Origin of the sequence: Pseudomonas frederiksbergensis (assembly GCF_003732275.1) — a bacterium.
GTDB lineage: Bacteria > Pseudomonadota > Gammaproteobacteria > Pseudomonadales > Pseudomonadaceae > Aquipseudomonas > Aquipseudomonas frederiksbergensis_H.
Map to the genome: position 1 here is coordinate 159,308 of NZ_MOBM01000006.1, position 26,423 is coordinate 185,730.

Consider the following 26,423-nt stretch of genomic DNA (forward strand, 5'->3'; position numbering starts at 1 on the left):
CTCAACCCTGCTGCACAAAGGTCAGCCGCACCGCGAAGCCGATCAGCAGGCTCCCAAACAACCACTGCTGCACCCGTTGGGCGGATGGACTGCGTTGCAGCCAACGGCCCAACGCGGCGCCGACCAGCGCGTAGGCGCTGTCGAACAACAACCCGACAGCGACCAGCATCACGCCCAGCGTTGCGAATTGCGTGAGCACTGGCCCGGCGTGAGGTTCGATGAACTGCGGCAACAGCACCGAGCAGAACAGCAGCGCCTTGGGGTTGAGCAGGTTGGTCAGCAAACCGCGCTGGATCGCGTCCAACCAGCGCGGTTTTTCGGTGGTTGCGTCGGTACCGTTCAAGCTCGGCAGCATCGTGGTGCGCAGGCACTGAATACCGATCCACAGCAGGTACGCGGCCCCGACCAGGCGCACCACGTCGAAGGTCCAGGGCGCCGTCTTGAACAACGCCGCCAAACCCAACGCCGCCAAGGCCACATGACAACCACGCGCCACGCCCAGCCCCAGCGCCGTAGCCAGCGCCGCACCCTTGCCCTGACGCGCGCCGGTCTGCAACAGCAGAATCATGTCCGGGCCGGGCAACAGGTACACCACCGCCAGCGCCATGAAAAACAGCCAGAGTCCTGCCATGTTGCACCCCATTCGTTGTCGATTTGGTGGGATCAGTCTATGGCTGAAGAGCAGGGCAGGTGGTTGCGTAATCAGCTTCTAAAGCTTCGATATTTGGCATAACCTGCCATTTTGTGATGATCGAACTATCGGGATCTGCCAAACCATGAAACTGGACGCTTACGACCGCAAGATTCTCGCGGCGCTGCAACGGGACGGTCGCCTGAGTAACGTGCAATTGGCTGACGAAATCGGTTTGTCCGCCTCGCCCTGTTTGCGTCGGGTACGGATGCTGGAGGAAGCGGGAGTGATTCGCGGCTATCAGGCTAATCTGGACCGAGATGAAGTGGGCCTTGGGCTGACAGTGTTTGTCGGGGTCAAAGTCGAACGACACAACGATGAACAGGCCGAAGCCTTTCGCCTGGCCGTGACGGCATTGCCTGAGGTGATTTCGGCGTTCCTGGTGTCAGGAGAGTCGGATTTTCTGCTGCAAGTGGTGGTGCCGGATTTGCGTGCTTACGACCGTTTTCTCACCGGACGACTGCTGAAATTGCCCGGTGTGAGCGACATTCGCAGCAACTTTGCGATTCACACGGTGAAGACGCCAGGGGCACTGCCGTTGGAGCATTTGCCGCTTTAGACCGAGTCGACCCTGTTCGCGAGCAAGCCCGCTCCCACAGTAGATCGTCAGTGAACGCAGATTTTGTGTTCGACAATGATCGAGTGTGGGAGCGGGCTTGCTCGCGAAAGCGTCAGTTCAGTCACCACCAAATCATCGGCCCTACATCTGCGTCGCCATCCCCTCCACATCCATTGCCGCCTGGCGCAACGCTTCGGAGCGGGTCGGGTGTGGATGACAGGTCAGGGCGATGTCTTCGGCCGAGGCGCTGAACTCCATGGCTACGCAATATTCGCCAATCATTTCACTGACGCTCGGGCCCACAAGGTGCACGCCGAGGACTTCGTCGGTGCGCTCATCGGCCAATACTTTGGCGAAGCCTTCGGTTTCATGATTGATCTTCGCCCGGCTGTTGGCGGTGAAGGGAAATTTGCCGACCTTATAGGCGCGACCTTCGGCCTTCAGTTGTTCTTCGGTCTTGCCGACGCTGGCCAGCTCCGGTTTGGTGTAGATCACGCTGGGGATCAGGTCGTAATTGACCTCGCCGGCCTTGCCGACGATCTGTTCGATGCAGGCCATGGCTTCGTCTTCGGCCTTGTGGGCGAGCATTGGCCCCGACGTCACATCACCGATAACCCAGACGCCAGCGGCCTCGGTGCGGTGGCCCTTATTGGCGAGCATGCCGCGTTTGTCCGTGGCGAGACCGACGTTTTCCAGCCCCAGGCCTTGGGTATAAGGGCGTCGACCAATGGCCACCAACACGTAATCGGCTTCAAGTAACTCGGCGGTGCCACCCGCGGCCGGTTCGACGCTGAGCTGAACACCGCTCGCCGACGTCGTGGCGCTGGTGACTTTCGAACTCAACTTGAAGCTGATGCCTTGCTTGCTCAATGAGCGCTGAAGGGTCTTGCCCGCTTCGCCATCTACACCGGGACAGATCCGATCGAGAAATTCGACCACCGTCACCTGAGCACCCAGGCGCCGCCATACCGAGCCCAGTTCCAGGCCGATCACCCCGGCACCGATCACCACCAGGTGCTTCGGTACTTCGTTCAGCGACAGGGCGCCCGTGGAGTCGAGGATGCGTTTGTTATCGATGTCCACGCCGGGCAGGGGAGTGGGTTCGGAACCGGTGGCGATAACGATGTCCTTGGCGCTCAGCTCGGTCTTGACGCCCTGGCTGTCGGTCACCGTGACTTTGCCCGGCCCGTCGATGTGGCCCCAGCCCCTGATCCAGTCGACTTTGTTTTTGCGAAACAGAAACTCTATGCCTTTGGTCAGCCCGGTAACGCTTTCATCCTTCTGTTTCATCATTTGAGCAAGGTTGAGGACGGGGTTGACCTCAATCCCCAGGCTGGCGAATTCCGCCCCCAAGGCCGCGTCGTAGAGTTCGGAGGCATGCAGCAGGGCTTTGGACGGCATGCAGCCGACATTCAGGCAGGTCCCGCCCAAGGTGGCGCGACCTTCCACGCACGCCGCTTTCAGACCCAGCTGGCCGGCGCGGATCGCTGCGTTATAACCGCCGGGGCCTGCGCCCAGAATCACGACGTCATAGGTGCTCATAGTGGTACTCCTGATGAAAGGGTGCAGGATCGATAAAAGTAGCCTTGGATAAAAATTACGAACGTAATATGTGCGTTTCGAGCCATTTCGGTCAAGGCTTCAGCTTGGCGACAGGTTCAGCGCTTTTAGATAGAGCGATTTACGACGAATATTTCACCACTTTCGTTATATCGTAACGAATTGTGATGTGAGCGATGGTTGGGGTGGTATGCAAGTCGATCTCGATGGCGATGAGGCACAGATAGCAGGGCTGCCGCGCTTTCAGCAGGCGGTCATTCAAGGGCGGCGATTGCGGCAATTGGCAATCGGTTTGGGTGCCTTGGCTGGTGCAGGATTAGTGCTGGCGTTTTTTGTCGGACTGTTTGCGCCGCAGTCGCTTTGGCCGGCGTTGCTGGTCAATCAGAGCGCCGGTTTGCTGGCGCTGGTTGCCGGCCTGCAATCGGCCTGGTGGGTAACGCAGTGGCGAGCACAGGCGATGAATCCGGCTGTGTCAGTGCCGGTGGTTGTCGCTGAGGAAGTCGTTGTCGCCGAAGGCTGGTACGAGCGGTTGCTGGACCGGATCAGTCAGCGTTGGTTGCGCTTGCTGGGGCAGATCGGTGCACCGACGCTTTGGCTTGGCGGCTGGGCGTTGTTGACGTTGTACTGCGTCGGGCAAGTCTGGAATCTGACCTTGCCGCCCGTTGCGCTGGGGTTGTCGGCCAGTGTCGGCGCCGCGCTGTCGTTGCTGCTGGCTTTCGGTTTGCTGGTGCTGGAGAGGCAACTGGCGCAGGAAAACGCCGCCCAGTGGCCCGAAGCAGGGTCGTTGGCGCAGCTGACGCGGGTCGCGATTATTTGCCTGGTGCTCAGCGCCCTGTGTTTGCTGTTCGGCGGCGAAACGTCGGTCTGGCCGGTGCGTCTGGCGGTGCTGATCGGCTTGCTGCCGGGACTGGTCGCAGTCGAGTTGCTGCTGCGTGCCGTGCTGTCGCTGTTCAGTCCCCGTCGTGAACAGCTGGAACCGGCCATGCTGGCGCGAAGCTTCGTCGCCGACATGCTGCGCTGGCCGCCGCAGCCTTTGCTCGCATTGCAGCACGAACTGCACAACCGCTTCGGTATCGACCTGCGACAAATCTGGGCCTTCACCTATATGCGCCGGGCGTTTTTGCCGGTGCTGGCGGTGGTGACAATCGTCGGTTGGTCGCTCACCGGCATTCACGAAATTGCGCTGCAAGGGCGCGGTATCTATGAACGCTTTGGCAAACCGGTGGAGGTTTTCGGCCCTGGTTTGCACGCCGGTTTACCGTGGCCGTTGGGCCGCGTGTTAAGCGTCGAAAACGGCGTGGTCCACGAGTTGGCCACCAGCGTGGGCGAAACGTCGGCACCGGTCGCGGCCGAACCTGCCGAAGGCCCGGCACCGGCGATTGCCAATCGCTTGTGGGATGCCAGCCATGTGAACGACAAATCCCAGGTCATCGCCAGTAGCCGTGCCGACAAACAGAGCTTCCAGATAGTCAACATGGATGTGCGCTTCGTCTATCGCATCGGCCTGAGCGATCAGGCGGCGCTGGCAGCAACGTACAACAGCGCCGATGTGCCAACGCTAATCCGCAGCACCGCCAGCCGGATTCTGGTTCACGATTTCGCCTCACGAACCCTCGACGGTTTGCTCGGCGAGGACAGGGTAGGGCTCGCCGAAGAAATCGGTCGCGCCGTGCAGGCTGACCTGCAAAAACTCGACAGCGGCGTGGAAATTCTTGCCACGGTGGTCGAAGCCATTCACCCGCCAGCGGGGGCGGCCAACGCTTATCACGGCGTGCAAGCGGCGCAGATTGGTGCTCAGGCATTGATTTCCCGCGAGCGCGGGGCCGCGGCGGAGGCGACTAACCAGGCGCAGTTGCAGGCCAGCATCGCTCGCGATCAAGCCACGGCCAGTGCGCATGAAATCAACTCGAGCGCCCAGACCGCCGACCTGAAATTTGCCGCCGAGCGAAAGGCTTATTCCAGCGCCGGCCAAGCCTTCGTGCTGGAGCAATACTTCAGCCAACTGACTCAAGGTTTGGCCAACGCGAAGCTGCTGGTTCTCGATCATCGTCTGGGCGGCAGCGGTAATGCGCCGACCATCGACCTACGTACCTTCACGCTGCCGGCTGACCCTGCGCCGCCGCGTAATACCGTTCAGCCAGGAGCCGCCCATTGAGCCAGCCGACGCCTACACACAATCGCGATCACGATGATCACGCCGGCCACGATCACGGCCATGGCGGGCATCACCACGGCCATCACCATCACCACCACGGTGAACCTCACGAAGCTGGCCCTTTTCCGTGGCGGCGAATGGGTTGGGCGGCGCTGCTGGTGGCGTTTGCCATTGCGGCGGCGAGCCTGGTGCAAGTGCGTTCGGGAGAGGCCACGGTCATCACTCGCTTCGGTAATCCATCGCGGGTATTGCTGGAACCGGGTCTTGGCTGGCGCTGGCCGGCACCCTTCGAAGCGGCGATCCCGGTGGATCTGCGGTTGCGTACCACCTCCAGTGGTTTGCAGGATGTGGGCACGCGCGATGGTCTACGCATCATCGTGCAAGCCTACGTAGCCTGGCAGGTGCAGGGTGATCCGGACAACGTGCAACGCTTTATGCGCGCCGTGCAGAACCAGCCGGACGAAGCCGCGCGGCAGATCCGCACCTTTGTCGGCTCGGCGCTGGAAACCACCGCCAGCAGTTTCGATCTGGCCAACCTGGTGAACACTGATGCCAACCAAGTACGCATCGCCGATTTTGAAGCGCAGCTGCGTCAGCAGATCGATCAGCAGTTGCTCACCACCTATGGTGTGCGAGTGCTGCAGGTGGGCATCGAACGTCTGACGTTGCCATCGGTGACGTTGACTGCCACTGTCGATCGTATGCGCGCCGAACGTGAAACCATCGCCACTGAACGCACGGCCATCGGCAAGCGTGAAGCTGCGCAAATTCGCTCTGCGGCCGAGCGTGATGCGCGAATCGTGCAAGCTGATGCGACAGTGAAAGCTGCGGACATCGAAGCCCAATCCCGCGTCGAAGCCGCGCAGATTTACGGCCGTGCCTACGCCGGTTCGCCGCAGCTCTACAACTTGCTGCGCTCTCTCGACACCTTGGGCACCATCGTCACGCCGGGCACCAAACTGATTTTGCGCACTGATGCCGCACCATTCCGGGTGTTGGTTGACGGCCCGCCGACGCTCGATAACAAGTCCGGATCGCAGCCATGAAATTAGTTCCACGTGGAACAAATGAGTTGAGCAGCCCCTGGATTCAGGCCGGGCGCTTGGCCTTTCTGGCGCTGTACGCCGTGACTGTGCTGGCTGCTTTGGCGTGGGCATTTTCCAATGTGCGGCAAATCGACCCGCAAAATCGTGCCGTGGTGCTGCACTTCGGCGCACTGGATCGCATTCAAAATGCCGGTTTGTTGTTGGCATGGCCGCGCCCGTTTGAGCAGGTGATCTTGTTGCCGGCGGCGGATCGAGTGATCGAGCGCCGGGTGGAAAATCTGCTTCGCACCGATGCTGCATTGCAGGCGGATCGTGTGGCGAGTTTTGCCACGCCCATCAGCGATGCGCTCGCTGGCTCTGGTTATTTATTGACCGGTGATGCGGGCGTCGTGCAACTGGATGTGCGGGTGTTCTACAAAGTCATCGAGCCGTATGCCTTCGTTCTCCAAGGTGAGCATGTGCTGCCGGCACTGGATCGGCTGGTGACCCGCAGCGCCGTGGCGCTCACCGCCGCGCGAGATCTGGACACCATTCTGGTGGCTCGACCGGAACTGATCGGCGCCGACAATCAGGCCGCTGAGCGCCGCGAACGTCTACGCGGCGATCTGGTGCGAGGCATCAATCAGCGCTTGGCCGAACTGACGGCGACCGGGCAGGGGTTGGGCATCGAAGTAGCGCGGGTCGATGTGCAATCGAGTCTGCCCGGCCCGGCGGTGAACGCGTTCAACGCGGTATTAACCGCTAGCCAGCAGGCCGACAAAGCCGTGGCCAACGCGCGCACTGAAGCCGAGAAGCTGACTCAGTCCGCCAACGAACAAGCCGACCGCACGCTGCAAGTGGCTCACGCCCAAGCCAGCGAACGCCTGGCCAAAGCTTCTGCCGACACCGCCACGGTGCTGAGTTTGGCCAAGGCGCAACAGCGGGGCACCGACCCGCAGATGCTGCTGCGTATTTACCGTGAACGGATGCCGAAGATTCTCGGGCAGGCCGGCTCGGTAACCACGGTTGATCCGAAAGACGATTCCCGCCTGATCATTCAGGGAGCTGCGCAATGACTGCCCAAACCGCCGTCGCACCGAGCATGTTGTCCTCGGCTGAACAACGTAGCGCCGCGCGCCAGTTGACCCTGGCCATGCTTGCACTGGGGTTGCTTGCGCTAGGCCTGATCTGGCGCTGGTTGTCGCCGGAGCAGACGGGTGTCAGCCAATTGCTGCTGGGTTTCGCTTCCTTGCTGGTGGCCGTGCCGGTCATGCGCTCGGCGTGGTACAGCTTGCGTTATCCGAGCCTGCACGGGATCACCGATCAATTGATCGCCCTGGCCATGCTCGGCGCCTGGGCCACAGGCGATCTGCTCACCGCGGCTCTGCTACCGATCATCATGATCTTCGGTCACGTGCTGGAAGAGCGCAGCGTAATCGGTTCCCAGGAAGCGATTCATGCCCTCGGCAAACTGACTCGCAGCCATGCACGCAAGATTCAGGCTGACGGCTCCGTCGTTCAAGTCGACAACGGCACACTCAAGGCCGGTGACCTCGTGGAGGTGCGGGCCGGTGATCGAGTGCCGGCGGATGGCCGGGTGTTGTCCGGTCAGGCAAGCCTCGACACTGCGTCAATCACCGGTGAGTCGGTGCCAATAGAAGCTGTCGTGGGCATGCCGGTTTTCGGCGGGGCGATCAATCTTGATGGCCTGCTGCGCATTGAAGTGACCCGCACCGGTCACGAATCGACCTTGGGTAAAGTCATCGCGCTGATGCAAAGCGCCGAACGTTCCAAGCCGCCGATCACCCGTTTGCTCGAACGCTACGCCGGCAGCTACATGGTGCTGGTGTTGCTGTTGGCCGCCGTGACCTGGTTTGTTACTAACGATGCGCAAGCGATGCTCGCCGTGTTGGTAGCCGCTTGCCCTTGCGCGCTGGTGTTGTCGGCACCGGCCACAGCGATTGTCGGGGTGGCGGTGGCGGCTCGGCACGGGATTCTGATTCGCAGTTCGGCGTTCCTCGAAGAGTTGGCTGACCTGACGTCGTTGGTGGTCGACAAGACCGGAACCCTGACGTTTGGCACCTTGCGTCTGCAATCCATCGACAGCCCTCTGGAAGATCGCAGTCACGTATTGAAACTCGCCGCCAGCCTCGGTTCCGCCAGCAGTCACCCGGTCAGCCGCGCCTTGGCTGGGTTGGTCACTCAGGAACACTTTCTGCTGCTCTCTGACATTCACGAGCGTCAGGGGCTGGGTGTAGTGGCGATGACCGAGCAGGGCGAGGCGGCCCTCGGTCGTCCGGAGCTGTTCTCACAATTGGGCATCGCCACATCAGCTGTGCCCGAACACGACGGCCCTATCGCCGGGCTGGCACTCAACGGTGAATTTCTCGCCTGGCTGTTGCTCGCTGACAGCGTCAAACCCGAGGCGCGGTTTGCCCTGAGTGAGTTGCGTGAATTGGGTTTGGGTCGCCAGCTGTTGCTCACCGGGGATCGGCAAAGCGTTGCGCACACGCTGGCTCGGGATGTGGGCATCAGCGATGTCGAAGCCCAGGCCTTGCCCGAGGACAAACTCAATCGTGTGCTGAAGGAAATCGGCAGCGGATTCCGGCCAATGGTGGTGGGAGACGGCATCAACGATTCCCTGGCGCTCAAGGCCGGTGTGGTCGGCGTGGCCATGGGCGCAGGCGGTGCGGACATCGCGCTGGCCTCGGCCGATATTGTACTGATTGGTAGCGACCTGCGCCGGCTCGGGACCTGTGTGCGCTTGAGTCGCCAATGCCGCCAGACCTTGCAGGTCAACGTGATCATCGGTTTGGGCTGGACGTTGGCCATCGTCGCGTTTGCCGCATTCGGCTGGCTTGGGGCGGCAGGGGCGATGATTGCCGCGCTGTTGCACAACTTGAGCACGTTATTAGTGCTCGGTAATGCCGGGCGTTTGCTACGCTTTCAGGAACCCCTACTCAAGCTTAAGGATGAGGTGTGAGCGTCTACAACTTTTCAGAACTGTGTGCCGGATTTGTAGTCATCTAGGGTAAGGCGATCATTTTCAACGGTCGCCCGTTGGATGGTTTCAGTGTTGCAGGCAACACCGGGAATAGAAAAAGGCTATTAATTCGATAGCCTGCTATTTTTCAAGGATGGTCTACCCTCAGATTTGACGTCTGAAACAAGGGGGACTTTTCATGCTCGCGCAACTTCCACCGGCCTTACAGAATCTGCAATTACCGCTTCGCTTGCGACTCTGGGACGGCCATGAGTTCAATCTGGGGCCGACGCCTAGCGTCACCATTGTGGTCAAGGACCCCCACATGGTTACCCAGTTCACCCATCCCAGCCTCGACGCGTTGGGGGCGGCGTTCGTCGAAGGCAAGCTAGAGCTGGAAGGCTCCATAAGCGAAGTGATTCGTGTCTGCGATGAATGGAGTCAGGCGCTGATCAACGAAGACGAAGATGCACAACCGGTGCGCACGGTGCATGACAAAGAGACCGATGCCAAAGCCATCTCCTACCACTACGACCTCTCCAACGCGTTTTACCAACTGTGGCTCGACAGCGACATGGCGTATTCCTGCGCCTATTTCGAGACCGGCAGTGAAACACTAGAGCAAGCCCAACAGGCCAAGTTTCGCCACCTGTGCCGCAAGCTGCGGTTGCAACCAGGCGAATATCTGCTGGATGTCGGTTGTGGCTGGGGCGGGTTGGCGCGGTATGCGGCTCGGGAGTTCGGCGCGAAGGTGTTCGGGATCACGCTCAGTAAAGAGCAATTGGACCTGGCCCGCGAACGGGTAAAAGCCGAAGGCCTGGAGGATCAGATCGAACTGCAACTGCTCGACTACCGCGATTTGCCTCAGGACGGGCGTTTCGACAAGGTGGTCAGCGTCGGCATGTTCGAACACGTCGGCCACGCCAATCTGGCCGAATACTGCAAAACCTTGTTCGGCGCGGTGAAAGAGGGCGGCCTGGTGATGAACCATGGGATCACCGCCAAGCACACCGATGGTCGTCCGGTTGGGCGCGGCGCCGGTGAATTCATTGAGAAGTACGTGTTCCCCAACGGCGAGCTGCCGCATCTGTCGATGATCTCGGCCGAGATCAGCGAAGCGGGGCTGGAGATTGTCGATGTCGAGAGCCTGCGCCTGCATTACGCGCGAACCCTGGACCACTGGAGCGAACGCCTGGAAGACAATCTGGAAGCCGCCGGCAAACTGGTGCCAGAACAGGCTTTACGGATCTGGCGGTTGTACCTGGCAGGGTGTGCCTATGCCTTCGCCAGAGGCTGGATCAACCTGCACCAAATCCTCGCGGTGAAAGCCCATCCCGATGGCAGCCATGAACTGCCATGGACCCGCGATGACATTTACAACCCTTAAAGAATCGGTGAAATAAGCCGGGCGATCCGCATGCCGATCTGTTGCAGGCGGTGGGTCTCCCGGCCTTCTTCTTTGGCGATCTCGTGAGCCTGGGCGAAGTCATCGTTGAGCATCTGTTCCACTTCGGCAGCAAACGCACTGTCGACCGTCAGCAACATCACTTCGAAATTCAGCCGGAACGAACGGTTGTCCATATTGGCGCTGCCAACGGCGCTGATTTCGCTGTCGATCAGCACCACTTTCTGATGCATGAACCCCGGCTGGTAACGGAACAAGCGCACGCCAGCACGTACCGCTTCGAAGGCGTAAAGGCTGGAAGCGGCGTAGACGATCCGGTGATCCGGCCGCGACGGCAACAATATCCGTACATCCACACCGCGCAACACGGCCAGTCGCAACGCGGCGAATACCGCTTCGTCGGGAATGAAGTAAGGGCTGGTGATCCACACCCGTTCCGTCGCCGCATGGATGGCTTCGACGAAGAATAGTGAGCAGGTTTCGTAGGAATCTGCCGGGCCGCTGGCCAGCAATTGGCAGAGCACGCCGTCGTCCGGATAAACCTCCGGCAGGATCAGCGGCGGTAGCGAACGGGCCGCCCAGAACCAGTCTTCGGCAAAGGACTCTTGCATGCAGGCCACCACCGGCCCGCGCACTTGCACGTGGGTGTCACGCCATGGCGCCAGGGGCGGCTTCTCGCCCATGTATTCGTCGCCGACGTTGAGCCCGCCGACAAAACCGACAATCCCGTCGACCACTACGATCTTGCGATGGTTGCGGAAATTGACCTGAAAGCGGTTGAGCCAGCCGCTGCGGGTGGCGAAGGCTTTGACCTCGATACCGGCATCGCGCAACGGTTGCACATAACCATGGGGCAGGGTGTGGCTGCCAATGCGGTCGTAGAGTAAGTAAATCGCCACGCCCTCCGCAGCTTTCTTGGTCAGCAAGGTGTGCAGGCGTTGGCCGAGGCGGTCATCATGGATGATGAAGAACTGGATCAACACCGCTTGCCGGGCGTTGCTGATGGCGTCGAAAATCGCATCGAAGGTGGGTTGGCCGTCGATCAGCAAGCGCACGTCGTTATTCGCCAGACACGGCATGCGTCCCAGTTTCGGCATGGCCCTCAAGGACGCGTAGGCACTGGACGCACGAGCAGCCAGTGCCTCTTCTACCCAGGGACGCCAGTTCAGCTCGGAGATTGCCTTGCGCATTTCCTCGTTGGCTTGCCGTCGGGCCTTGATATAGCCATCGAAGGTGCTGCGGCCGAACACCAGATAGGGGATAAGCGTGAGGTAGGGAATGAACAGCAGTGACAGAGCCCAGGCGATCGAGCCTTGAGCGGTCCGAACGGTCAATACGGCATGGATGGCGGCAATCGAGCCCAGCGTGTGCAGCAGAGCGATCAGATAACCGAAAACATGCGGTCCAAAATAATCCATGGGGCAGCCTTGCTCCTGAAGATTCAATGCTTAACAGACCATGTTCCGGGCAGAATGTCGCTATTTAATTGGCCCATGAACCGAAGCCCGTGGCTGACGTCTAACGGCCACTAATGATCAGGAGTTACTCGATGAACGTTCGTCTGCTGGGTTTGGCCATTGCGTTTGGTTTGGCACTTCCTGTGGCTGCTCAGGCGCAGATGTTGCAACCGGGTTTGTGGGAAATGACTTCAAGCAACATGAAGGTCGATGACCAGAACCTGCCCGATCTTCAACTGATTCTCGGCCAGATACAGAGTCAGATGACCCCTGAACAGCGCGCTCAGCTGGAGAAGCAGGGCATTACCATGGGCGGCAAAGGGATTCGGGCTTGCCTGACGCCTGAGCAGGTGAAGACAGACAACATTCCGCTGACGGACCCACAATCGGGCTGCAAGCAGCAAATCACCGAACGTACCGGCAACCAGTGGAAATTCCGTTTCAGCTGTCCGAAAGCGCAAGGTGCCGGTGTCGCCACATTCCTCAGCGATCGTGAGTTCACCACCAAGGTCAACGGCACTTTCAACGCCACCGGCATTCAGCAGAAGGGTAGCCTCGATACTCGCGCTGTGTGGCTGGGACAGGATTGCGGCACAGTGAAGCCTAGGGCCTAAAGCATCGCGAGCAGGCTCGCTCCCACAAGGTCATACGCGATCCCTGTGGGAGCGAGCCTGCTCGCGAAGGCATTCGCTCAGACGCCTCCAGTCTTGGGTGGACCCAACAATTCACACACCGCCTCAATCCCTTTCTCCCCGAAGTCCTCTCCGCTGCCGCTGCGCATACTGACAAATCCGCCTTCCTTTTCCTTCTCTCCCACTACCAACAGATACGGCACTTTCTGGCTGTGCTGGCGAATCTTGTGGCTGATTTTCTCGTTACGCAGATCCGAGTTGGCCCGCAGTTCGCGGCGGCGCAGGGCCTGGGTCACCGAGTGCGCATAAGCGGTCTGACGTTCATCGATGTTCACGACCATCACCTGTGGCGGCGCTCGCCAGGTGTCCAGCTCCTGTTGGCTGGACCAGCACGTGCCGTAGATCCGTTGCTGCGACGTGCCGCTGATATGGTCCAGAGTGAATGCTTGCAATACCTTGGTGGCGGGAACATGCGGGCCTTCAGCGAAACTTTCAAAATCCCCCAAGCGATACAGCGATAACCGTTCGGTTGACGTCGCCCGGGGGGCTGTTGCCCGTCGGATCGAATGATTGGTCGCCGCCAGTGCACGCATGCGCGCTTCGATAACTGGCAGTTCGGCCAGAGTTAAAGAGCGCTGGAAAGCAAACTCATAAAAGAAACCATCACCCAGCGACGATCCGGCTCGCAATTGCGCATTCGGATGGAGCTGTTTGACGGACATGGCCAGCATCAGCGCGCAGGAACGGCGAAGGATCTCCAGGCCATCGGGTTCCTGGGGCGTGACGATACTGACCCGGGCATCGCCTTCGATCAGGAACCCACAGTCCACCAATACGCCGTCGACCCGGCCGGCCACCGCCGCGTTAGCCAACCCGAGACTGATGCTTGCGGCAACTTCATACACAGTCAGCGGCTGATCGTACTCACGCAATGAACCATCGGGCAGGGTGATATGGATCATGATCGGTGTTCTCGAATATTTTCGACAACGAGCGCTAGCGCATAAACCGTAGGGCTAAACCCTGGCAGCTGTCATTTAGACGTTCGTCGTGCCAGGCAATTTGCCCCGACACGACCGTAGTGCTGACGCTGTGGCGAAAGCGATGGTGGGTGAAGGGCGTCCAGCCGCATTGAGAGAGGATCGGTTGCCGGGAAACGGCAAGGCCATCGGGCTCGGGTTTGATCAACACCAGGTCGGCCCAGTAGCCTTCGCGCAGGTAGCCGCGGTCGGGGATGGCAAACAGATCGGCGACCCGGTGACTGGTCTTGGCCACGAGGGTGGTGATCGGCAATATCTCATCGGACACCAGCTCCAGCAACGCGGGCAGGGCGTGTTGCACCAACGGCAAACCGGACGGCGCCTGGTTGTAGGGCCGCTGTTTTTCGGCCCAGGTATGAGGCGCGTGATCACTGCCGATCACATCCAGTCGATTGCTCAACAATGCTTTGCGCAAGGCATCGCGGTCGGCCTGAGTCTTGATCGCCGGGTTGCACTTGATGAGGTTACCAAGGCTCGGGTAGTCGCGATCATCGAACAGCAAGTGATGCAGGCAGACTTCGGCGGTGATGCGTTTCTGTGTCAGCGGCTGGTCTTCGAACAGCGCCAGTTCGCGGGCCGTGCTCAAGTGTAAAACGTGAAGTCGGGTGCCGTGTCGCCTGGCCAGATCAACGGCCATTGAGGAGGAGCGAAAGCACGCTTCGGCGTTGCGGATCAGCGGGTGAGCGGCGGACGGAAGGTGCTCGCCGAACAGCTCTCGCAGATTCGCAGCATTGGCTTCGATGCTGGGTGTGTGTTCGCAGTGAGCCAACAAAATGGTCGGCACCTCGGCGAAGAGTCGCTCGAGTATCCGTGGATCGTCCACCAGCATGTTGCCGGTGGAGGCGCCCATGAACACTTTGACCCCGGCCACCTCGCAAGGATTGAGCGCGGCAACCGTGTCGAGATTGTCGTTGCTCACGCCGAAATGAAAACCGTAATTGGCCACTGAACTCGTCGCCGCTCGACGCTTCTTGTCGGCCAGTGCGGCGAGGGTCAGGGTGGCCGGGGAGGTGTTGGGCATGTCCATGAAACTGGTGATACCGCCAGCCACTGCCGCTCTGGATTCGGTATGGAAACTGCCCTTGTCTGGAGCTCCGGGATCGCGGAAATGCACCTGATCATCGATCATGCCCGGCAGCAGCCATTGGCCGTTGGCGTCGATTTCCACGGTGGCCGTTTCACCTTCGATGCTGCTGGCGATCTTGACGATGCGACCGTGGCTTACCAGCAAATCACCGTCGAATTCACGACCTTCATTGACCAGCCGGGCATTGCGAATCAGCACGCTGCTCATGGTCAGAACTCGTTTTGCAAGGCTTTGTAGCCCCGCACCAGATCGACATTGGTGCGCGCCACGTCCTCGGAAAACTCCGAGGCGCTGACGCTCACCGGTGCGAACTGCGACAGGTCAGTGTTGGGGCCGATGCGCGTGGTGGAGGGCACGTAGAAGTCTTCAGGCAAGTCACGACCGTCGACCACCGAGTTGTGCCGCACCACGCAACCGTCGCCCACCGCGCAGTTGAACAGCACGCTGTTGAATCCGATGAATACTCGGTTACCGACAGTGCAGGGGCCATGCACGATGGAGCGGTGGGCAATGGAGCTGAACTTGCCGATGGTCACTGCCGCGCCGGACTTGGAGTGAATCACCACGCCATCCTGGATGTTCGAATTGGCACCGATGGTGATCGCTTCCATCTCGCCCGATTCATCCACCTCATCGGCGCGAATCACCGCGTACGGACCGACGAACACGTTCTCGCCGATCACCACTTTGCCGCAGATGATGGCGGTTTTATCCACGTACGCCGACTCCGCAATCAACGGCAGATCACCGGAAGGATTCTTGCGGATCATGGCTTGCTCAACGCCTCATACAGGGTGTTGAGGTTGTATTCGAACAACCCGGCGAACGTGCTGGCCGGGCCGGTCGCCGCGAGGGCATCGGAGTACAGCGTGCCGCCGATATGCGCGCCGCTTTCATCGGCGATTTGCTTGAGCAGGCGTGCGTCCTTGATGTTTTCCATGAATACCGCTTTGACCTTGGCCTGACGGATCTGCGTGATCAGCGCAGCGACTTCGGTGGCCGACGGTTCGCGTTCGGTGGACAGTCCTTGAGGTGCCATGAAGTCGATGCCGTAAGCCTGACCGAGATAGCCGAAGGCGTCATGGGAGGTCACGATTTTGCGACTACCCGGCGGCAGCGAACCGAGCTTGGCTTTGGCCTTGGCGAGCAGGGCGTAGATCTTTTTCAGGTAGGCCTGGCTGTTGTGTTCGTAGTCGGTCCTGTTGGCAGGGTCGGCGGCGATCAGCGCTTTGGTGATGTTGCTGATGTACAACTCGGTGTTCGCCAGGTTGTGCCAGGCGTGTGGGTCGGGAATGGTTTCGCCGTCTTCATCCAGCGAGCGTGGAATGACACCGTGGCTGGCACTGATGACCGCAGCTTTGGTCTCGGTGCTGGTCACCAGACGGTCCAGCCATGGCTCGAAACCTAGCCCGTTCTTGATAATCAGTTTGGCTTTGAGCAGTGCCTTTGCATCGTCTGGAGTGGGTTCGTAGGTATGGGCATCGGCGTCCGGTCCGACCATGTTGGTGATCTGGATATGGTCGCCGCCGACCTGATGAGTCATGTCGGCGAGGATGCTGAAGCTGGTGACTACCTGGAGTTTTTCCGCGGCAGACAACGACATCGACAGCATCAAACTGAACAGCACGAGTAAAGCGCGCATCGGGCAACACCTCATTGGGATGTGAGCAAAGGCGGGCGGCGCAGCAAACCATGCACCGGACCGAACACCACGGACAGCAAATACAAAGCGCCAGCCACCAGCACGATCGCCGGGCCGCTGGGCAGTGAGTAGTAAAACGACAGCAACAATCCGAGCCAGACCGAGAGGCAGCCGAGTAGTGCGGCGATGACCATCAGTACCGGCAAGCGCCGGCTCCAGAAGCGAGACGCAGCGGCTGGCAACATCATCAAACCGACCACCATCAGGGCGCCGATGGCCTGGAAGCCGATCACCAGGTTCAGCACCACCAAGGTCAGAAATACCCCATGAGCCAGAGGCCCGAGGCGGCTGACGGTTTGCAGGAAAAGCGGGTCGAGGGTGTCCAGTAACAGGGGTTTGTAGATGAGGAGCATGGCGAACAGGCTGAAGCCCGAGACCCAAATCATGCCGGTCAAAGTAGGCTCGTCGACCGCGAGCGCCGAGCCAAACAATAGGTGCAACAGGTCCAGTCGCTTGCCGGCGATACCGAGGATCAGCACGCCGCTGGCCAACGATATCGGGTAGATCGCGGCCAGGCTCGCGTCTTCCCGCAGGCCGGTGCGACGGGTGATCCAGGCCGCCAGTCCGGCCATACTCAGGCCAGCGCCGAGGCCACCGATGGTCAGCGCGGGCAGACTCAACCCGGCGAACCAGAAGCCCAATGCGGCGCCCGGCAAGATGCCGTGAGCCACCGCGTCGCCGATCAGGCTCATGCGCCGCAGGATCAGAAACACCCCAAGCGGAGCGGTGCTGCACGCCAGAACGAGACCCCCAAGCAACGCCCGGCGCATGAATACGAATTCGTGGAACGGTTGCCAAAGCTGAGCGGCAGCGATCATCAAGCCACCTGCGTCTGGGGTTGTTGGCGAATCAAATCGGTACTGGGACCGAGGACGCAGCCGCTGCTTTTGATCAGTAGGGCTTGTGGGATGTGTTGGCGCACGGCGGCCAGGTCATGACACACCACGACCAGGGTTCGACCTTCGGCATGCCAGGCGTGGATGTGTTTCCAGAGCAGCGCCTGGCCGAGTTCGTCGAGCGCGGCGTGGGGTTCGTCGAGCAACAACAAGGGGGCTTCGGCGAGACTCAACCGGGCGAGCAGGGCACGCTGCAATTCGCCTCCAGAGAGGGCCATCAATGGGCGATGTTCCAGGCCGGTCAGACACCAGTCTTCCAGCACAGACTTGAGGCGTTGGCTGCGAATCTCCGGAGCTTGTTTGCTGCCCCAGAAACCGGCGGCCACCAACTCTTGCAGACTGATGGGGAATTGCCGGTCCAGATGTTGTTGCTGAGGCAGGAACGAAAGGCCGCCTTTGCGTGGAACATCAATGATGACTTTTCCGGTCAGTGGTTTTTGCAGCCCGGCGATGACTTTCAGCAGGCTGCTTTTACCCGAGCCGTTGGCACCGATGACGGCGGTCAGACTTCCTTTGGGTAATTGGAAATCCACCGACGGAGTGAGCGGGTGACCGGGAGCGCCCCAGCGCAAGGCTTGGCATCGAATCATGCGGCCTCCCAATTCCAGCGGCTTTCGGCAACGGCATCGTGGGCATGAAGACTTTCGGCGTGAACGACTCGCACATGAAAGGCGTTGATGCCCGGGGAGCGTTTCAGGGCCAGATTCAAGCGTCGAGCGGCGTCTTCGCAGAACATCAGGTTCTGTCCATTGGCCAGAGCGAAGGCTTGTTCGTCGGCGCGTTTCACGGCGGTTTGCACTGCGGTGCCGAGGGCTGCTTCCGCATCGTTGATCGCGGTGATCAGCGGCAGGTCATCCAGATAGTCGTCCAGACGCAGCTGCAATTGCGCATTGCTGCGTTGGCTATGGGGCGTGGCGACGATGCCTTTCGTGGAGCCGAGCCAAGCCAGAACGTCGGCGTGTTGCAGCGACTTGTTGGCAAAGTCATCAACGAATTGTTGCTGAATCAACTGCCGCGAAAGTGCTGCTGAGCACGGGCAGGTTGAGGAATAAGGAACGTCGATTTTTAGTTCCACGTGGAACATCGTGTTTTTCAAACTCGCTTCGATGCTCACCGGATAAGTTTTCCAACCGGCTAGCGGACTGATGAGCGCGGGTCTTTTGAGCAATAGTTCGGTGTGAATTTTTAGGTAAGCGTTGTGGGAAAGTCCTTCATGGGTTTCGAGAAAATTCTGCAAGACTCGCCGCAACAACGCCGGTGAAAGGTTTTCCTGCTCAAGCATTTCCAACGCTAGATACAGCCGCGACATATGGATGCCGCGCGCCTCTCCATCGTCGAGGCTAACGCCAGCGTCGGCCTTTGCGCCCAGTCGCTGGCCATCGAATAAAACAGGAAGAGCAATGCCGCACATGCCCACCCAATCGAGTGGCAGGGCTTGGCGTGAGGCCTGCGCGGCGATATCCGGCAGAGTCAGCGCATTCATGAGCAGGTCCATCGTGGGAGTTGATTTGGCATGTTATATTATAACAATCAAATCGACGATGCCTTTTTCATGAACGGGCTTTCACATGCACAGACGTCACTTGCTCAACCTGATTCTGGCCAGCGCGGCCTTCGCTTTACCCTTTGGTGCGTCGGCCACACAAATTCGCAATGCACGACTGTGGCGTTCCGACGACAAACTGCGACTGGTGTTCGATTTGAGCGGGCCGGTGCAATACAAGACGTTTTCCCTGAGCGCTCCGCAGCGGCTGATCATCGACCTGAGTGGCGCCAATCTCAGTGGCGACTTCAGTCAGTTGGCACTCAGCAACACGGTGATTCGCGCAATCCGCTCCGGACATTTCGGTCAGGGCGATACGCGGATCGTCCTCGACCTCAGCGGCCCGGTGCAGCTCAACAGCTTCCTGCTGCCGCCCCAGGACGGGCAGGGGCACCGATTGGTGCTCGATCTGAAGACCACTGCACCGCTACAGATCGCGGCGGTGCCGTCGGAAGAACCTGAACCCGTCACCGACAGGGCCCTCCCCAAGCGCGACATCATCGTGGTGGTCGACCCTGGTCACGGCGGCAAAGACCCAGGCGCGGTCGGCGCCAAAGGTGAGCGGGAAAAAGACGTGGTGCTATCGATCGCCCAATTACTGGCCAAGCGACTGAAGCGGGAGAAGGGTTTCGACGTGAAACTGGTGCGCAACGACGATTTCTTCGTCCCGCTGCGCAAGCGCGTGGAGATCGCCCGCAAGCACAAGGCCGACATGTTCATCTCGGTCCATGCGGACGCGGCGCCGCGTCTTACCGCTTCAGGCGCGTCGGTGTACTGCCTGTCCGAAGGCGGCGCGACCTCGGCCACGGCGCGCTTCATGGCACAACGGGAGAACGGTGCAGACCTGTTGGGCGCCACCAGCCTGCTCAATCTCAAGGACAAGGATCCGATGCTCGCCGGGGTGATTCTCGAAATGTCGATGAACGCCACCATCGCTGCCAGTTTGCAGTTGGGCAGTACGGTGCTCGGCAGCCTCGCGGGCATTACCACGCTGCATCAGAAGCGCGTGGAACAAGCAGGATTCGCCGTGTTGAAGTCGCCGGATGTGCCTTCGATTCTGGTGGAAACCGGCTTCATCTCGAACGCCCGCGACAGCCAGCGACTGGTGACCACCCGCCATCAGCAGGCCGTGGCGGATGGTTTGTTCGAAGGATTGCAGCGCTATTTTCAGAAGAACCCACCGATGAACAGCTACATCGCCTGGCAGCAGGAACAGAAAAAGGCGCAGGCCTAGCAGCCGGTCATCCGGCTACACGTGAACTTGCCGCTGCTGCCGCCGGAGCTGGAAAACCGATTGATGGTTGTCCAGCCAACCCGGCGGTTGTAGCCGACCCAGGCTTCGCCATCGGATGCGATGCCCGTAAAGAACGTCAATTGCCCGTAGCGGCTATTGGTTTGCGCCCATTGGCGTTTGCCGGCCACTTCGAAGCCGCGCAGGTAGATCGTGTTACCGACGGTGTTAACGCTGTAGGCATTGCCGTCGGCATCCATGCAGGCCAGTAGATTGGCGCTGCGAGTGCAGTTGGTCAGGCTCGGGACTTGTCCCCAGGCATCGACCGCGATCAGCAACGAAAGGCTCAATAGCGAGAATCTCAGGGCGTTTCCCATGGCATTTCTCAAGGGGGCGGACGGGCTCAAGCATCGTGCCCTTTGTCGTGGCGAGCAAGAGGGGAGTGGCTTATTTGTATTGTTATACTATAACATAAAAATACACCCGCTCTGATGATCCGCCGCCATGACTGAACAAGAACTCCTCGCTCAACCCGCCGCCGATTATATGAACGACGCCCAGCAAGGCTTCTTTCGCGACTTGTTGCGGGCTCAGCGCAGCGAACTGCAGGAGCGCATTGCCGGCGAGTTCGACGTGTTACGCGAGCAGGAACCCCACAGCGATCCCGCCGATATCGGCAGCGCCGAAGAACAGCGCCAGTGGCAGCTGCGCCTGCTGGAGCGGGAAAAGAAGCTCCTGGACAAGATCGACGAAGCCCTCGAACACCTGGCTCGCGGCGAGTACGGCTGGTGTCGCGAAACCGGTGAGCCGATCGGCCTCAAGCGCCTGCTGCTGCGGCCCACCGCCACTCTGTGTATTGAAGCCAAAGAACGTGAAGAGCTGCGCGAACGCCATCAACGGGCGATTTGACCGGCCACATCCTGATGAGGAATACCTGATGCCCAATCGTCTCCCCGTGACCGTCCTGTCGGGCTTTCTCGGCGCCGGAAAAAGTACACTTCTTAATTACGTACTACGTAATCGCGAAAATTTGCGGGTGGCGGTGATCGTCAATGACATGAGTGAGATCAACATTGATGGCAGCGAAGTCCAACGCGATGTCAGCCTGAACCGTGCCGAAGAAAAACTCGTGGAAATGAGTAACGGCTGCATTTGCTGCACCTTGCGTGAAGATTTGCTCGAAGAAGTCAGCAAACTCGCCAAGGAGGGTCGTTTCGATTACCTGTTGATCGAGTCCACGGGGATTTCCGAGCCGCTACCCGTGGCGGAAACCTTCACGTTTCGCGATGAAGAAGGGCAGAGCCTGGCGGACATCGCGCGGCTCGACACCATGGTTACCGTGGTCGACGGCATGAACTTCCTGCTCGACTATCAGGCCGCCGAAAGCCTCGCTTCCCGTGGCGAAACCCTGGGAGAGGAGGACGAACGCTCAATCACCGACCTGTTGATCGAGCAGATCGAATTCGCCGACGTGATTCTGATCAGCAAAATCGATTTGATCAGCAGTAGCGAGCGCCAGGAGTTGATTGCGATCCTCGAACGGCTCAATTCCCAGGCGGAAATCATTCCGATGGTCATGGGCGAAGTGCCGCTCAAGAAAATCCTCAACACCGGGCGCTTCGACTTCGAAAAGGCCGCTCAGGCACCGGGGTGGTTGCAGGAGTTGCGCGGTGAACACGTGCCGGAAACCGAGGAATACGGTATCGCCTCCACCGCTTATCGGGCGCGGAGACCCTTTCATCCGCAGCGCTTCTTCAGCTTCATCGACCGTCCGTGGGTGAACGGCAAATTGCTGCGTTCCAAAGGTTTTTTCTGGTTGGCCAGCAAACACAGGGATGCTGGTAGCTGGTCCCAGGCCGGCGGCTTGATGCGTCACGGTTTTGCCGGACGCTGGTGGCGTTTCGTGCCGAAAAACCAGTGGCCACAAGACGAAGAAAGCACCGCCGGGATCATGGAAAACTGGACGGCGGCCACCGGTGATTGCCGTCAGGAGCTAGTGTTTATCGGCCAGAACATCGATTTCGCGCAACTCACCGTCGAACTCGATAACTGCCTGCTGACGGATGCTGAGATGGCCTTGGGTGTCGAGGGCTGGCAGTTACTGCCTGATCCGTTTGGTCCTTGGCACGAAGAGGCGGCTGCTTGATGTTGGCGCCCAGTCTGAAGCTGCGACCAGTCATTCGCCAGGTTCAAGGTGATACGCCAAAAGCGCTGACCGGGATTCTGGACGACGGCGTGAACCTGGCCCTCTGGCAGCGCCAACTCCCGGCGCACATTGCCGATTTCGGTGGTTTGTTGTTGTCCCTGAACGAGCCACTGGCTGAGTCGCTGTGCCTGGAAATGCCTAGTGAGGACGCCGAACCCAATCTCCACGGTTTAGCTTCAGGTTTCAGCGACCTTGAAGGCTACGAAGGCTTTATCGCCGATGTTTCCTGGCTGGTCAGCGCCTTCGCCTGCCTGTTGGGCGCCCAGCGTATCGGCCTGCGCCTGCGGGTTCTGGACACAGCCATGTGCCCGCGTTTCCACGTCGATCATGTGTCGGTGCGGTTGATCACCACCTACGCAGGTATTGGCAGCCAATGGCTGCAAGAAGGGGCGATTGATCGCCGGCAATTAGGCAAACCTGAGGCCGAACCGCAGGACAATTCGCTGATACAGCAGATCGCCAGCGGCGAAGTGGCGCTGCTTAAAGGGGAGAAGTGGCACGGCAACGAAGGCTTCGGTTTGATCCACCGCTCGCCGCAGCCGGCGCCGGACGAGCGTCGTTTGATTCTGACCCTCGACTGGCTGAGCTAAGCGCTCAAGGTTTGAGCCAGGTTCCCTGGCTCTGGGCTTCGCAAAACGGCTTCAAATACGCCGCATCGGTGGCCACGCCGTAATAGTGAATATCCTGCCGGTAAGGCATATTGGCGACTTGAGCGTTGCTGCACACCCCGAACGCGCCGGTGGGGCATTGGTCGACGTATTGCACCTCGACTTTCTGCCCGGGCAGATTCGGCTGGCAGAATCCGTCGGCGAACAGTTTTTCCGGGATATTGCGGTTTTGTTGGCAAACCTTCACGTCGAGCCGCTCAGCCGTACTGTGCACCACGCAGGCCTGGGCCAGCGCTTCGCCCGATGTGAGCGCCAGAAGCAACGACCATCCCATCAACCGCATTCTTTACCTCCTCAGAAAACCTCGACCATGTTGCAGAACATTCCCACCCACGTCATTGCCGGCCCGCTGGGTGCCGGCAAGACCAGCCTGATCAAGCACCTGCTGGCGCAACGGCCGGCCGGTGAGCGCTGGGCGGTGCTGATCAACGAGTTCGGCCAGATCGGTCTGGATGCCGCGCTGTTGACCCAGGACGCCGATGGTATCGCACTGGGGGAAGTGGCCGGGGGCTGTTTGTGTTGCGTCAATGGTGCACCGTTTCAGATCGGCCTCGGGCGGTTGCTGCGCAAGGCACGACCGGATCGACTGTTCATCGAACCCTCCGGGCTGGGACATCCGGCGCAGTTGCTCAGGCAATTGACTGAGGCACCGTGGCAAGGCGTCCTGGCGGTGCAGCCGTGCGTGCTGGTGCTGGATGCCCAGGCGCTCGCGGCCGGAAAACCGCTGCCAGAGGCGCAACAGCAAGCCTTGGATAGTGCCGGGTTGCTGTTGCTGAACAAGGCAGAAGGCCTCGACGACAGTGATCGCCAGCGAATCTCCGCACAGTTGCCGATGCGTCCTTTGTACTGGACGCAGCAAGCCGTCTTGCCGTTGAGTGAGTTACCGGGGCTCGGGTCTCAGGCTGTTGTGGGTATGGATAACTTTGTCGTGCCCAAGGGATTGGCACAGATGCCGGCCATCTGGACTGACCCTACGCTGCCGACTTGCTTGAGTCAGGCGCAAGAGGGTGGCTGGAGTGTTGGATGGCGGTGGCATCCGAGTCAGATATTCGATGCCGTGTTAATCGGGGAGTGGCTTGAGCGTCTTGAATGGCGGCGGGCGAAGTTGGTTATCCACAGTGTCGAGGGTTGGGTGTCGGCGAATGCGGTGGATAACTCGTTACTGGAATGGCAGCCCAGCGAATGGCGTCGGGATTCGCGCATGGAGTTGATTTTCAGTGAGGCGCAGGCGGTTGAGTCGCTGCAAAGAGATCTGGCCGACTGCCGGTCGGGTTGAAGATCAAAAGATCGCAGCCTTCGGCAGCTCCTACAGGGTGTACGCAAAACTAAATGTAGGAGCTGCCGAAGGCTGCGATCTTTTGATTTATGGACGCCACTTCGTGTGTTCTTGCCGCCACTGGCTCAGTTCAATCACCTCAGCTCTGGGCTTCGTGACATCGACCACCGGCGGTGTATCGTCGAACGGCATCGGGTAGGGCGCGAGCTCGATCTGTGCGCTGTGGGCTCCGAACTGGGTGATGGTGCCGGTGTGGCGGGTTTCGCCGGTCACAGTGAATTCGAAGTTATACACACGGGCCAGGCGCCGACGGCCGTTGGCGTCTTTAATGAAAGCGATCTTCTTCAAGGCTACGTTGCCGTCCAGCAGTTCGATCCGCAGCTTGGCGCAATGTTGCATGACCCGCTCCAGCGCACGTTCGCGCAAGCCGTGGTTGTGCCACAGCCACGCGCCACCGGTGGCGAGCAGCATCAGCACGAAGATATTTCCGAGGGTCAGCATCAACAGGGTGCTCCAACAAGATAGTGCCAGCTTAACTGCGTCGCCGGTCTGTCGTACAGGCTGCGTTTAGTCGCATACTGCGCGGCTCGAATTTCAATCGTTTGACGGAAAACTCACCGCATGAAACGTACGCCCCATGTGCTCGCCATCCAGTCCCACGTGGTGTTCGGCCACGCAGGCAACAGCGCCGCGGTTTTCCCGATGCAGCGGATCGGGGTGAACGTCTGGCCGCTCAATACCGTGCAGTTCTCCAACCACACGCAATATGGCCAGTGGGCCGGAGAAGTGTTGGCCCCACATCAGATTCCGGAATTGGTGGAAGGCATCGCCGCGATTGGCGAGCTGGGCAATTGCGATGCTGTGTTGTCTGGCTACCTCGGTAGCGCGGCCCAGGGCCGGGCGGTTCTCGCGGGCGTGGAACGAATCAAATCGATCAATCCCAAAGCGCTATACCTCTGCGACCCGGTGATGGGCCATCCGGAGAAGGGCTGCACCGTTCCAGCCGAGGTCAGCGATTTTCTGCTGGAGGAGGCGGCAGCGGTGGCTGACTTCATGTGCCCGAACCAGTTGGAGCTGAACAGCTTCTCGGGGCGCAAGGCGCAGTCTTTGTTCGATTGCCTGGCCATGGCGCGCGCGCTGCTGGCGCGTGGTCCAAAGGCGGTGCTGGTCAAGCATCTGGACTATCCCGGCAAACTGGCGGATGGCTTCGAGATGTTGCTGGTGACCGCCGAAGGCAGCTGGCACCTGCGTCGGCCGCTGCTGGCGTTTCCGCGTCAGCCGGTCGGCGTTGGTGACCTGACTGCCGGGCTGTTCCTGACGCGCGTGCTGCTGGGTGACAATCTGGTGAGCGCCTTCGAATTCACCGCGGCGGCGGTGCATGAAGTGCTGCTGGAAACCCAGGCTTGCGCCAGCTATGAGCTGGAACTGGTGCGGGCGCAGGACCGGATTGCCCATCCTCGGGTGCGGTTCGAGGCGACAGCGATCAGCCTCTGACCTTCGCGTCGACCCCATTCGCGAGCAAGCCCGCTCCCACACTGGTTCTCTGTCGTACACGAAATCTGTATGCACTGAAGATCCATTGTGGGAGCGGGCTTGCTTGCGAAGACGATCTAATGAACACCGTCAAACTGACTGAATTCAGGCATCGCCCTTGATGTCCTGATAACGCTTTTCCAGTTCCTGACGAATCTGCCGACGCTGCTGGGCCTGCATGTACCGACGCTTGTCTTCACTGTTCTGCGGTTGCAGCGGCGGGACGGCGGCCGGTTTGCGCTGGTCATCCACCGCGACCATGGTGAAGAAGCAGCTGTTGGTGTGGCGCACCGAGCGCTCGCGGATGTTCTCGGTCACGACCTTGATGCCCACCTCCATCGAGGTGTTGCCGGTGTAGTTGACCGAGGCCAGAAAAGTCACCAGTTCGCCGACGTGAATCGGCTCGCGGAAAATCACCTGATCCACCGACAGGGTCACCACATAGCGGCCGGCATAGCGGCTGGCGCAGGCGTAGGCCACTTCATCGAGGTATTTGAGCAGGGTGCCGCCGTGAACATTGCCAGAGAAATTGGCCATGTCGGGGGTCATCAATACCGTCATCGACAGCTGGGCGTTTCCGGGTTCCATAACGTACTCACGGGTTCAAGGCAGGATTCGGGGTTACACCTCTGCGGGTGCTTGGTTTTTCAAACCAACAGTTATCGGGACGCCGGGCGGGGGGCCGCCGTCACGCCCGGATCTATCTGTTTCCATATATTGCACCGTCTTCCCGTCGGAAGTTGCGATGTTACCCTTCAAAAGCCCACCCCAAGG

The 26,423-nt window shown here is 60.0% G+C and carries 27 protein-coding genes; 13 read left to right on the plus strand and 14 right to left on the minus strand.

Features of this window, described 5'->3' with window-relative positions; genetic code table 11:
• Nucleotide 1: 1 nt before the first annotated feature.
• The gene (locus BK662_RS04610; protein WP_123357092.1) at nt 2-631 is read right to left on the minus strand and encodes a LysE family translocator; all 630 of its coding nucleotides are present in this window, start codon (nt 629-631) and stop codon (nt 2-4) included.
• A gap of 145 nt (nt 632-776) precedes the next feature.
• Here BK662_RS04610 and BK662_RS04615 point away from each other — a divergent pair, with 145 nt between their 5' ends.
• The gene (locus BK662_RS04615) at nt 777-1,250 is read left to right on the plus strand and encodes an Lrp/AsnC family transcriptional regulator (RefSeq protein ID WP_038980472.1); all 474 of its coding nucleotides are present in this window, start codon (nt 777-779) and stop codon (nt 1,248-1,250) included.
• A 141-nt stretch (nt 1,251-1,391) separates the two neighbouring features.
• Here BK662_RS04615 and lpdA read toward each other — a convergent pair whose 3' ends face one another.
• Nucleotides 1,392-2,792, minus strand: coding sequence for a dihydrolipoyl dehydrogenase (lpdA, locus tag BK662_RS04620; RefSeq protein ID WP_123357094.1), 1,401 nt, complete (start codon nt 2,790-2,792; stop codon nt 1,392-1,394).
• Between the two features lie 208 nt (nt 2,793-3,000).
• Between lpdA and hflK (BK662_RS04625) the strand changes: the two genes are divergently transcribed.
• The 5 genes from hflK (BK662_RS04625) (at nt 3,001) to cfaB (ending at nt 10,360) form a co-directional block, all read left to right on the plus strand.
• The gene (hflK, locus tag BK662_RS04625) at nt 3,001-4,965 is read left to right on the plus strand and encodes a protease modulator HflK (RefSeq protein WP_123357096.1); all 1,965 of its coding nucleotides are present in this window, start codon (nt 3,001-3,003) and stop codon (nt 4,963-4,965) included.
• Complete coding sequence (gene hflC / locus BK662_RS04630) at nt 4,962-6,011, plus strand: protease modulator HflC (RefSeq protein WP_123357098.1); 1,050 nt, start codon at nt 4,962-4,964, stop codon at nt 6,009-6,011. Before hflK (BK662_RS04625) ends, hflC begins: the two co-directional genes overlap by 4 nt.
• Nucleotides 6,008-7,066 carry a protease modulator HflK gene (gene hflK, locus BK662_RS04635; protein WP_123357100.1) on the plus strand — a complete coding sequence of 353 codons (1,059 nt, stop codon included), beginning with the start codon at nt 6,008-6,010 and terminating at the stop codon, nt 7,064-7,066. The genes hflC and hflK (BK662_RS04635) overlap by 4 nt, the downstream gene beginning before the upstream one ends.
• Nucleotides 7,063-8,973, plus strand: coding sequence for a heavy metal translocating P-type ATPase (locus tag BK662_RS04640; RefSeq protein WP_123357102.1), 1,911 nt, complete (start codon nt 7,063-7,065; stop codon nt 8,971-8,973). The genes hflK (BK662_RS04635) and BK662_RS04640 overlap by 4 nt, the downstream gene beginning before the upstream one ends.
• A gap of 199 nt (nt 8,974-9,172) precedes the next feature.
• Nucleotides 9,173-10,360, plus strand: a complete 1,188-nt coding sequence (gene cfaB, locus BK662_RS04645; protein ID WP_123357103.1) for a C17 cyclopropane fatty acid synthase CfaB — start codon at nt 9,173-9,175, stop codon at nt 10,358-10,360.
• On the opposite strand, the gene cls is transcribed toward cfaB, so the two are convergent.
• Nucleotides 10,357-11,796, minus strand: coding sequence for a cardiolipin synthase (cls, locus tag BK662_RS04650; protein ID WP_123357104.1), 1,440 nt, complete (start codon nt 11,794-11,796; stop codon nt 10,357-10,359). The two genes, cfaB and cls, sit on opposite strands and share 4 nt — an antisense overlap.
• 131 nt (nt 11,797-11,927) lie before the next feature.
• Here cls and BK662_RS04660 point away from each other — a divergent pair, with 131 nt between their 5' ends.
• Nucleotides 11,928-12,449: a DUF3617 domain-containing protein gene (locus BK662_RS04660; protein ID WP_123357105.1), complete on the plus strand. Its 522-nt coding sequence runs from the start codon at nt 11,928-11,930 to the stop codon at nt 12,447-12,449.
• A gap of 77 nt (nt 12,450-12,526) precedes the next feature.
• On the opposite strand, the gene BK662_RS04665 is transcribed toward BK662_RS04660, so the two are convergent.
• Genes BK662_RS04665 through folE2 form a run of 7 tightly spaced genes read right to left on the minus strand, consistent with a single transcriptional unit; the run spans nt 12,527 to nt 18,675 of the window.
• The gene (locus BK662_RS04665; RefSeq protein ID WP_123357106.1) at nt 12,527-13,429 is read right to left on the minus strand and encodes a His/Gly/Thr/Pro-type tRNA ligase C-terminal domain-containing protein; all 903 of its coding nucleotides are present in this window, start codon (nt 13,427-13,429) and stop codon (nt 12,527-12,529) included.
• A 34-nt stretch (nt 13,430-13,463) separates the two neighbouring features.
• Nucleotides 13,464-14,801, minus strand: coding sequence for a dihydroorotase (locus BK662_RS04670; RefSeq protein ID WP_123357107.1), 1,338 nt, complete (start codon nt 14,799-14,801; stop codon nt 13,464-13,466).
• 2 nt (nt 14,802-14,803) lie between these two features.
• Nucleotides 14,804-15,364, minus strand: a complete 561-nt coding sequence (locus tag BK662_RS04675) for a gamma carbonic anhydrase family protein (RefSeq protein ID WP_123357108.1) — start codon at nt 15,362-15,364, stop codon at nt 14,804-14,806.
• Nucleotides 15,361-16,236 (minus strand): metal ABC transporter substrate-binding protein, encoded by an 876-nt coding sequence (locus BK662_RS04680; protein WP_123357109.1) that lies wholly within the window; start codon nt 16,234-16,236, stop codon nt 15,361-15,363. The genes BK662_RS04675 and BK662_RS04680 overlap by 4 nt, the downstream gene beginning before the upstream one ends.
• 11 nt (nt 16,237-16,247) lie before the next feature.
• Entirely contained in the window at nt 16,248-17,114 is an 867-nt protein-coding gene (locus tag BK662_RS04685) for a metal ABC transporter permease (RefSeq protein WP_123357110.1), read from the minus strand.
• Nucleotides 17,114-17,782, minus strand: coding sequence for a metal ABC transporter ATP-binding protein (locus BK662_RS04690; RefSeq protein ID WP_123357111.1), 669 nt, complete (start codon nt 17,780-17,782; stop codon nt 17,114-17,116). Before BK662_RS04690 ends, BK662_RS04685 begins: the two co-directional genes overlap by 1 nt.
• Complete coding sequence (folE2, locus tag BK662_RS04695; RefSeq protein ID WP_123357112.1) at nt 17,779-18,675, minus strand: GTP cyclohydrolase FolE2; 897 nt, start codon at nt 18,673-18,675, stop codon at nt 17,779-17,781. The genes BK662_RS04690 and folE2 overlap by 4 nt, the downstream gene beginning before the upstream one ends.
• Before the next feature lie 85 nt (nt 18,676-18,760).
• Here folE2 and BK662_RS04700 point away from each other — a divergent pair, with 85 nt between their 5' ends.
• A complete protein-coding gene (locus tag BK662_RS04700) occupies nt 18,761-19,969 on the plus strand; it encodes an N-acetylmuramoyl-L-alanine amidase (protein WP_123357113.1) in 1,209 nt (402 codons plus the stop codon).
• Here the strand turns inward: BK662_RS04700 and BK662_RS04705 are convergent.
• Nucleotides 19,966-20,343 (minus strand): glutamine synthetase, encoded by a 378-nt coding sequence (locus BK662_RS04705; protein WP_123357114.1) that lies wholly within the window; start codon nt 20,341-20,343, stop codon nt 19,966-19,968. The genes BK662_RS04700 and BK662_RS04705 overlap by 4 nt on opposite strands.
• 127 nt (nt 20,344-20,470) lie before the next feature.
• Here BK662_RS04705 and dksA point away from each other — a divergent pair, with 127 nt between their 5' ends.
• From dksA to BK662_RS04720, 3 genes are read left to right on the plus strand one after another with little or no spacing between them, the layout of a single operon-like run.
• A complete protein-coding gene (gene dksA / locus BK662_RS04710; RefSeq protein ID WP_123357115.1) occupies nt 20,471-20,875 on the plus strand; it encodes an RNA polymerase-binding protein DksA in 405 nt (134 codons plus the stop codon).
• A gap of 28 nt (nt 20,876-20,903) precedes the next feature.
• A complete protein-coding gene (gene zigA / locus BK662_RS04715) occupies nt 20,904-22,112 on the plus strand; it encodes a zinc metallochaperone GTPase ZigA (protein WP_123357116.1) in 1,209 nt (402 codons plus the stop codon).
• The gene (locus BK662_RS04720; protein ID WP_123357117.1) at nt 22,112-22,762 is read left to right on the plus strand and encodes a DUF1826 domain-containing protein; all 651 of its coding nucleotides are present in this window, start codon (nt 22,112-22,114) and stop codon (nt 22,760-22,762) included. Before zigA ends, BK662_RS04720 begins: the two co-directional genes overlap by 1 nt.
• Nucleotides 22,763-22,766: 4 nt before the next feature.
• Here BK662_RS04720 and BK662_RS04725 read toward each other — a convergent pair whose 3' ends face one another.
• Nucleotides 22,767-23,123, minus strand: coding sequence for a hypothetical protein (locus BK662_RS04725; RefSeq protein ID WP_008073576.1), 357 nt, complete (start codon nt 23,121-23,123; stop codon nt 22,767-22,769).
• A 27-nt stretch (nt 23,124-23,150) separates the two neighbouring features.
• On the opposite strand from BK662_RS04725, the gene BK662_RS04730 reads away from it, so the two are divergent.
• Entirely contained in the window at nt 23,151-24,116 is a 966-nt protein-coding gene (locus BK662_RS04730; protein ID WP_123357118.1) for a CobW family GTP-binding protein, read from the plus strand.
• A gap of 87 nt (nt 24,117-24,203) precedes the next feature.
• Here BK662_RS04730 and BK662_RS04735 read toward each other — a convergent pair whose 3' ends face one another.
• Nucleotides 24,204-24,617: a DUF3301 domain-containing protein gene (locus tag BK662_RS04735; protein WP_123357119.1), complete on the minus strand. Its 414-nt coding sequence runs from the start codon at nt 24,615-24,617 to the stop codon at nt 24,204-24,206.
• Nucleotides 24,618-24,737: 120 nt separating this feature from the next.
• Between BK662_RS04735 and pdxY the strand changes: the two genes are divergently transcribed.
• Nucleotides 24,738-25,610 carry a pyridoxal kinase PdxY gene (gene pdxY / locus BK662_RS04740; RefSeq protein WP_123357120.1) on the plus strand — a complete coding sequence of 291 codons (873 nt, stop codon included), beginning with the start codon at nt 24,738-24,740 and terminating at the stop codon, nt 25,608-25,610.
• Between the two features lie 144 nt (nt 25,611-25,754).
• On the opposite strand, the gene BK662_RS04750 is transcribed toward pdxY, so the two are convergent.
• Entirely contained in the window at nt 25,755-26,237 is a 483-nt protein-coding gene (locus tag BK662_RS04750; RefSeq protein WP_007896533.1) for an acyl-CoA thioesterase, read from the minus strand.
• Nucleotides 26,238-26,423 lie beyond the last annotated feature (186 nt).

Excerpts from the sequence above, each read along its gene's own strand:
- BK662_RS04610 (WP_123357092.1), bottom strand. The coding sequence starts at position 631 with ATGGCAGGACTCTGGCTGTTTTTCATGGCGCTGGCGGTGGTGTACCTG.
- BK662_RS04615 (WP_038980472.1), top strand. The coding sequence starts at position 777 with ATGAAACTGGACGCTTACGACCGCAAGATTCTCGCGGCGCTGCAACGG.
- lpdA (WP_123357094.1), bottom strand. The coding sequence starts at position 2,792 with ATGAGCACCTATGACGTCGTGATTCTGGGCGCAGGCCCCGGCGGTTAT.
- hflK (WP_123357096.1), top strand. The coding sequence starts at position 3,001 with ATGCAAGTCGATCTCGATGGCGATGAGGCACAGATAGCAGGGCTGCCG.
- hflK (WP_123357100.1), top strand. The coding sequence starts at position 6,008 with ATGAAATTAGTTCCACGTGGAACAAATGAGTTGAGCAGCCCCTGGATT.
- BK662_RS04640 (WP_123357102.1), top strand. The coding sequence starts at position 7,063 with ATGACTGCCCAAACCGCCGTCGCACCGAGCATGTTGTCCTCGGCTGAA.
- cfaB (WP_123357103.1), top strand. The coding sequence starts at position 9,173 with ATGCTCGCGCAACTTCCACCGGCCTTACAGAATCTGCAATTACCGCTT.
- cls (WP_123357104.1), bottom strand. The coding sequence starts at position 11,796 with ATGGATTATTTTGGACCGCATGTTTTCGGTTATCTGATCGCTCTGCTG.
- BK662_RS04660 (WP_123357105.1), top strand. The coding sequence starts at position 11,928 with ATGAACGTTCGTCTGCTGGGTTTGGCCATTGCGTTTGGTTTGGCACTT.
- BK662_RS04665 (WP_123357106.1), bottom strand. The coding sequence starts at position 13,429 with ATGATCCATATCACCCTGCCCGATGGTTCATTGCGTGAGTACGATCAG.
- BK662_RS04670 (WP_123357107.1), bottom strand. The coding sequence starts at position 14,801 with ATGAGCAGCGTGCTGATTCGCAATGCCCGGCTGGTCAATGAAGGTCGT.
- BK662_RS04675 (WP_123357108.1), bottom strand. The coding sequence starts at position 15,364 with ATGATCCGCAAGAATCCTTCCGGTGATCTGCCGTTGATTGCGGAGTCG.
- BK662_RS04680 (WP_123357109.1), bottom strand. The coding sequence starts at position 16,236 with ATGCGCGCTTTACTCGTGCTGTTCAGTTTGATGCTGTCGATGTCGTTG.
- BK662_RS04685 (WP_123357110.1), bottom strand. The coding sequence starts at position 17,114 with ATGATCGCTGCCGCTCAGCTTTGGCAACCGTTCCACGAATTCGTATTC.
- BK662_RS04690 (WP_123357111.1), bottom strand. The coding sequence starts at position 17,782 with ATGATTCGATGCCAAGCCTTGCGCTGGGGCGCTCCCGGTCACCCGCTC.
- folE2 (WP_123357112.1), bottom strand. The coding sequence starts at position 18,675 with ATGAATGCGCTGACTCTGCCGGATATCGCCGCGCAGGCCTCACGCCAA.
- BK662_RS04700 (WP_123357113.1), top strand. The coding sequence starts at position 18,761 with ATGCACAGACGTCACTTGCTCAACCTGATTCTGGCCAGCGCGGCCTTC.
- BK662_RS04705 (WP_123357114.1), bottom strand. The coding sequence starts at position 20,343 with ATGGGAAACGCCCTGAGATTCTCGCTATTGAGCCTTTCGTTGCTGATC.
- dksA (WP_123357115.1), top strand. The coding sequence starts at position 20,471 with ATGACTGAACAAGAACTCCTCGCTCAACCCGCCGCCGATTATATGAAC.
- zigA (WP_123357116.1), top strand. The coding sequence starts at position 20,904 with ATGCCCAATCGTCTCCCCGTGACCGTCCTGTCGGGCTTTCTCGGCGCC.
- BK662_RS04720 (WP_123357117.1), top strand. The coding sequence starts at position 22,112 with ATGTTGGCGCCCAGTCTGAAGCTGCGACCAGTCATTCGCCAGGTTCAA.
- BK662_RS04725 (WP_008073576.1), bottom strand. The coding sequence starts at position 23,123 with ATGCGGTTGATGGGATGGTCGTTGCTTCTGGCGCTCACATCGGGCGAA.
- BK662_RS04730 (WP_123357118.1), top strand. The coding sequence starts at position 23,151 with ATGTTGCAGAACATTCCCACCCACGTCATTGCCGGCCCGCTGGGTGCC.
- BK662_RS04735 (WP_123357119.1), bottom strand. The coding sequence starts at position 24,617 with ATGCTGACCCTCGGAAATATCTTCGTGCTGATGCTGCTCGCCACCGGT.
- pdxY (WP_123357120.1), top strand. The coding sequence starts at position 24,738 with ATGAAACGTACGCCCCATGTGCTCGCCATCCAGTCCCACGTGGTGTTC.
- BK662_RS04750 (WP_007896533.1), bottom strand. The coding sequence starts at position 26,237 with ATGGAACCCGGAAACGCCCAGCTGTCGATGACGGTATTGATGACCCCC.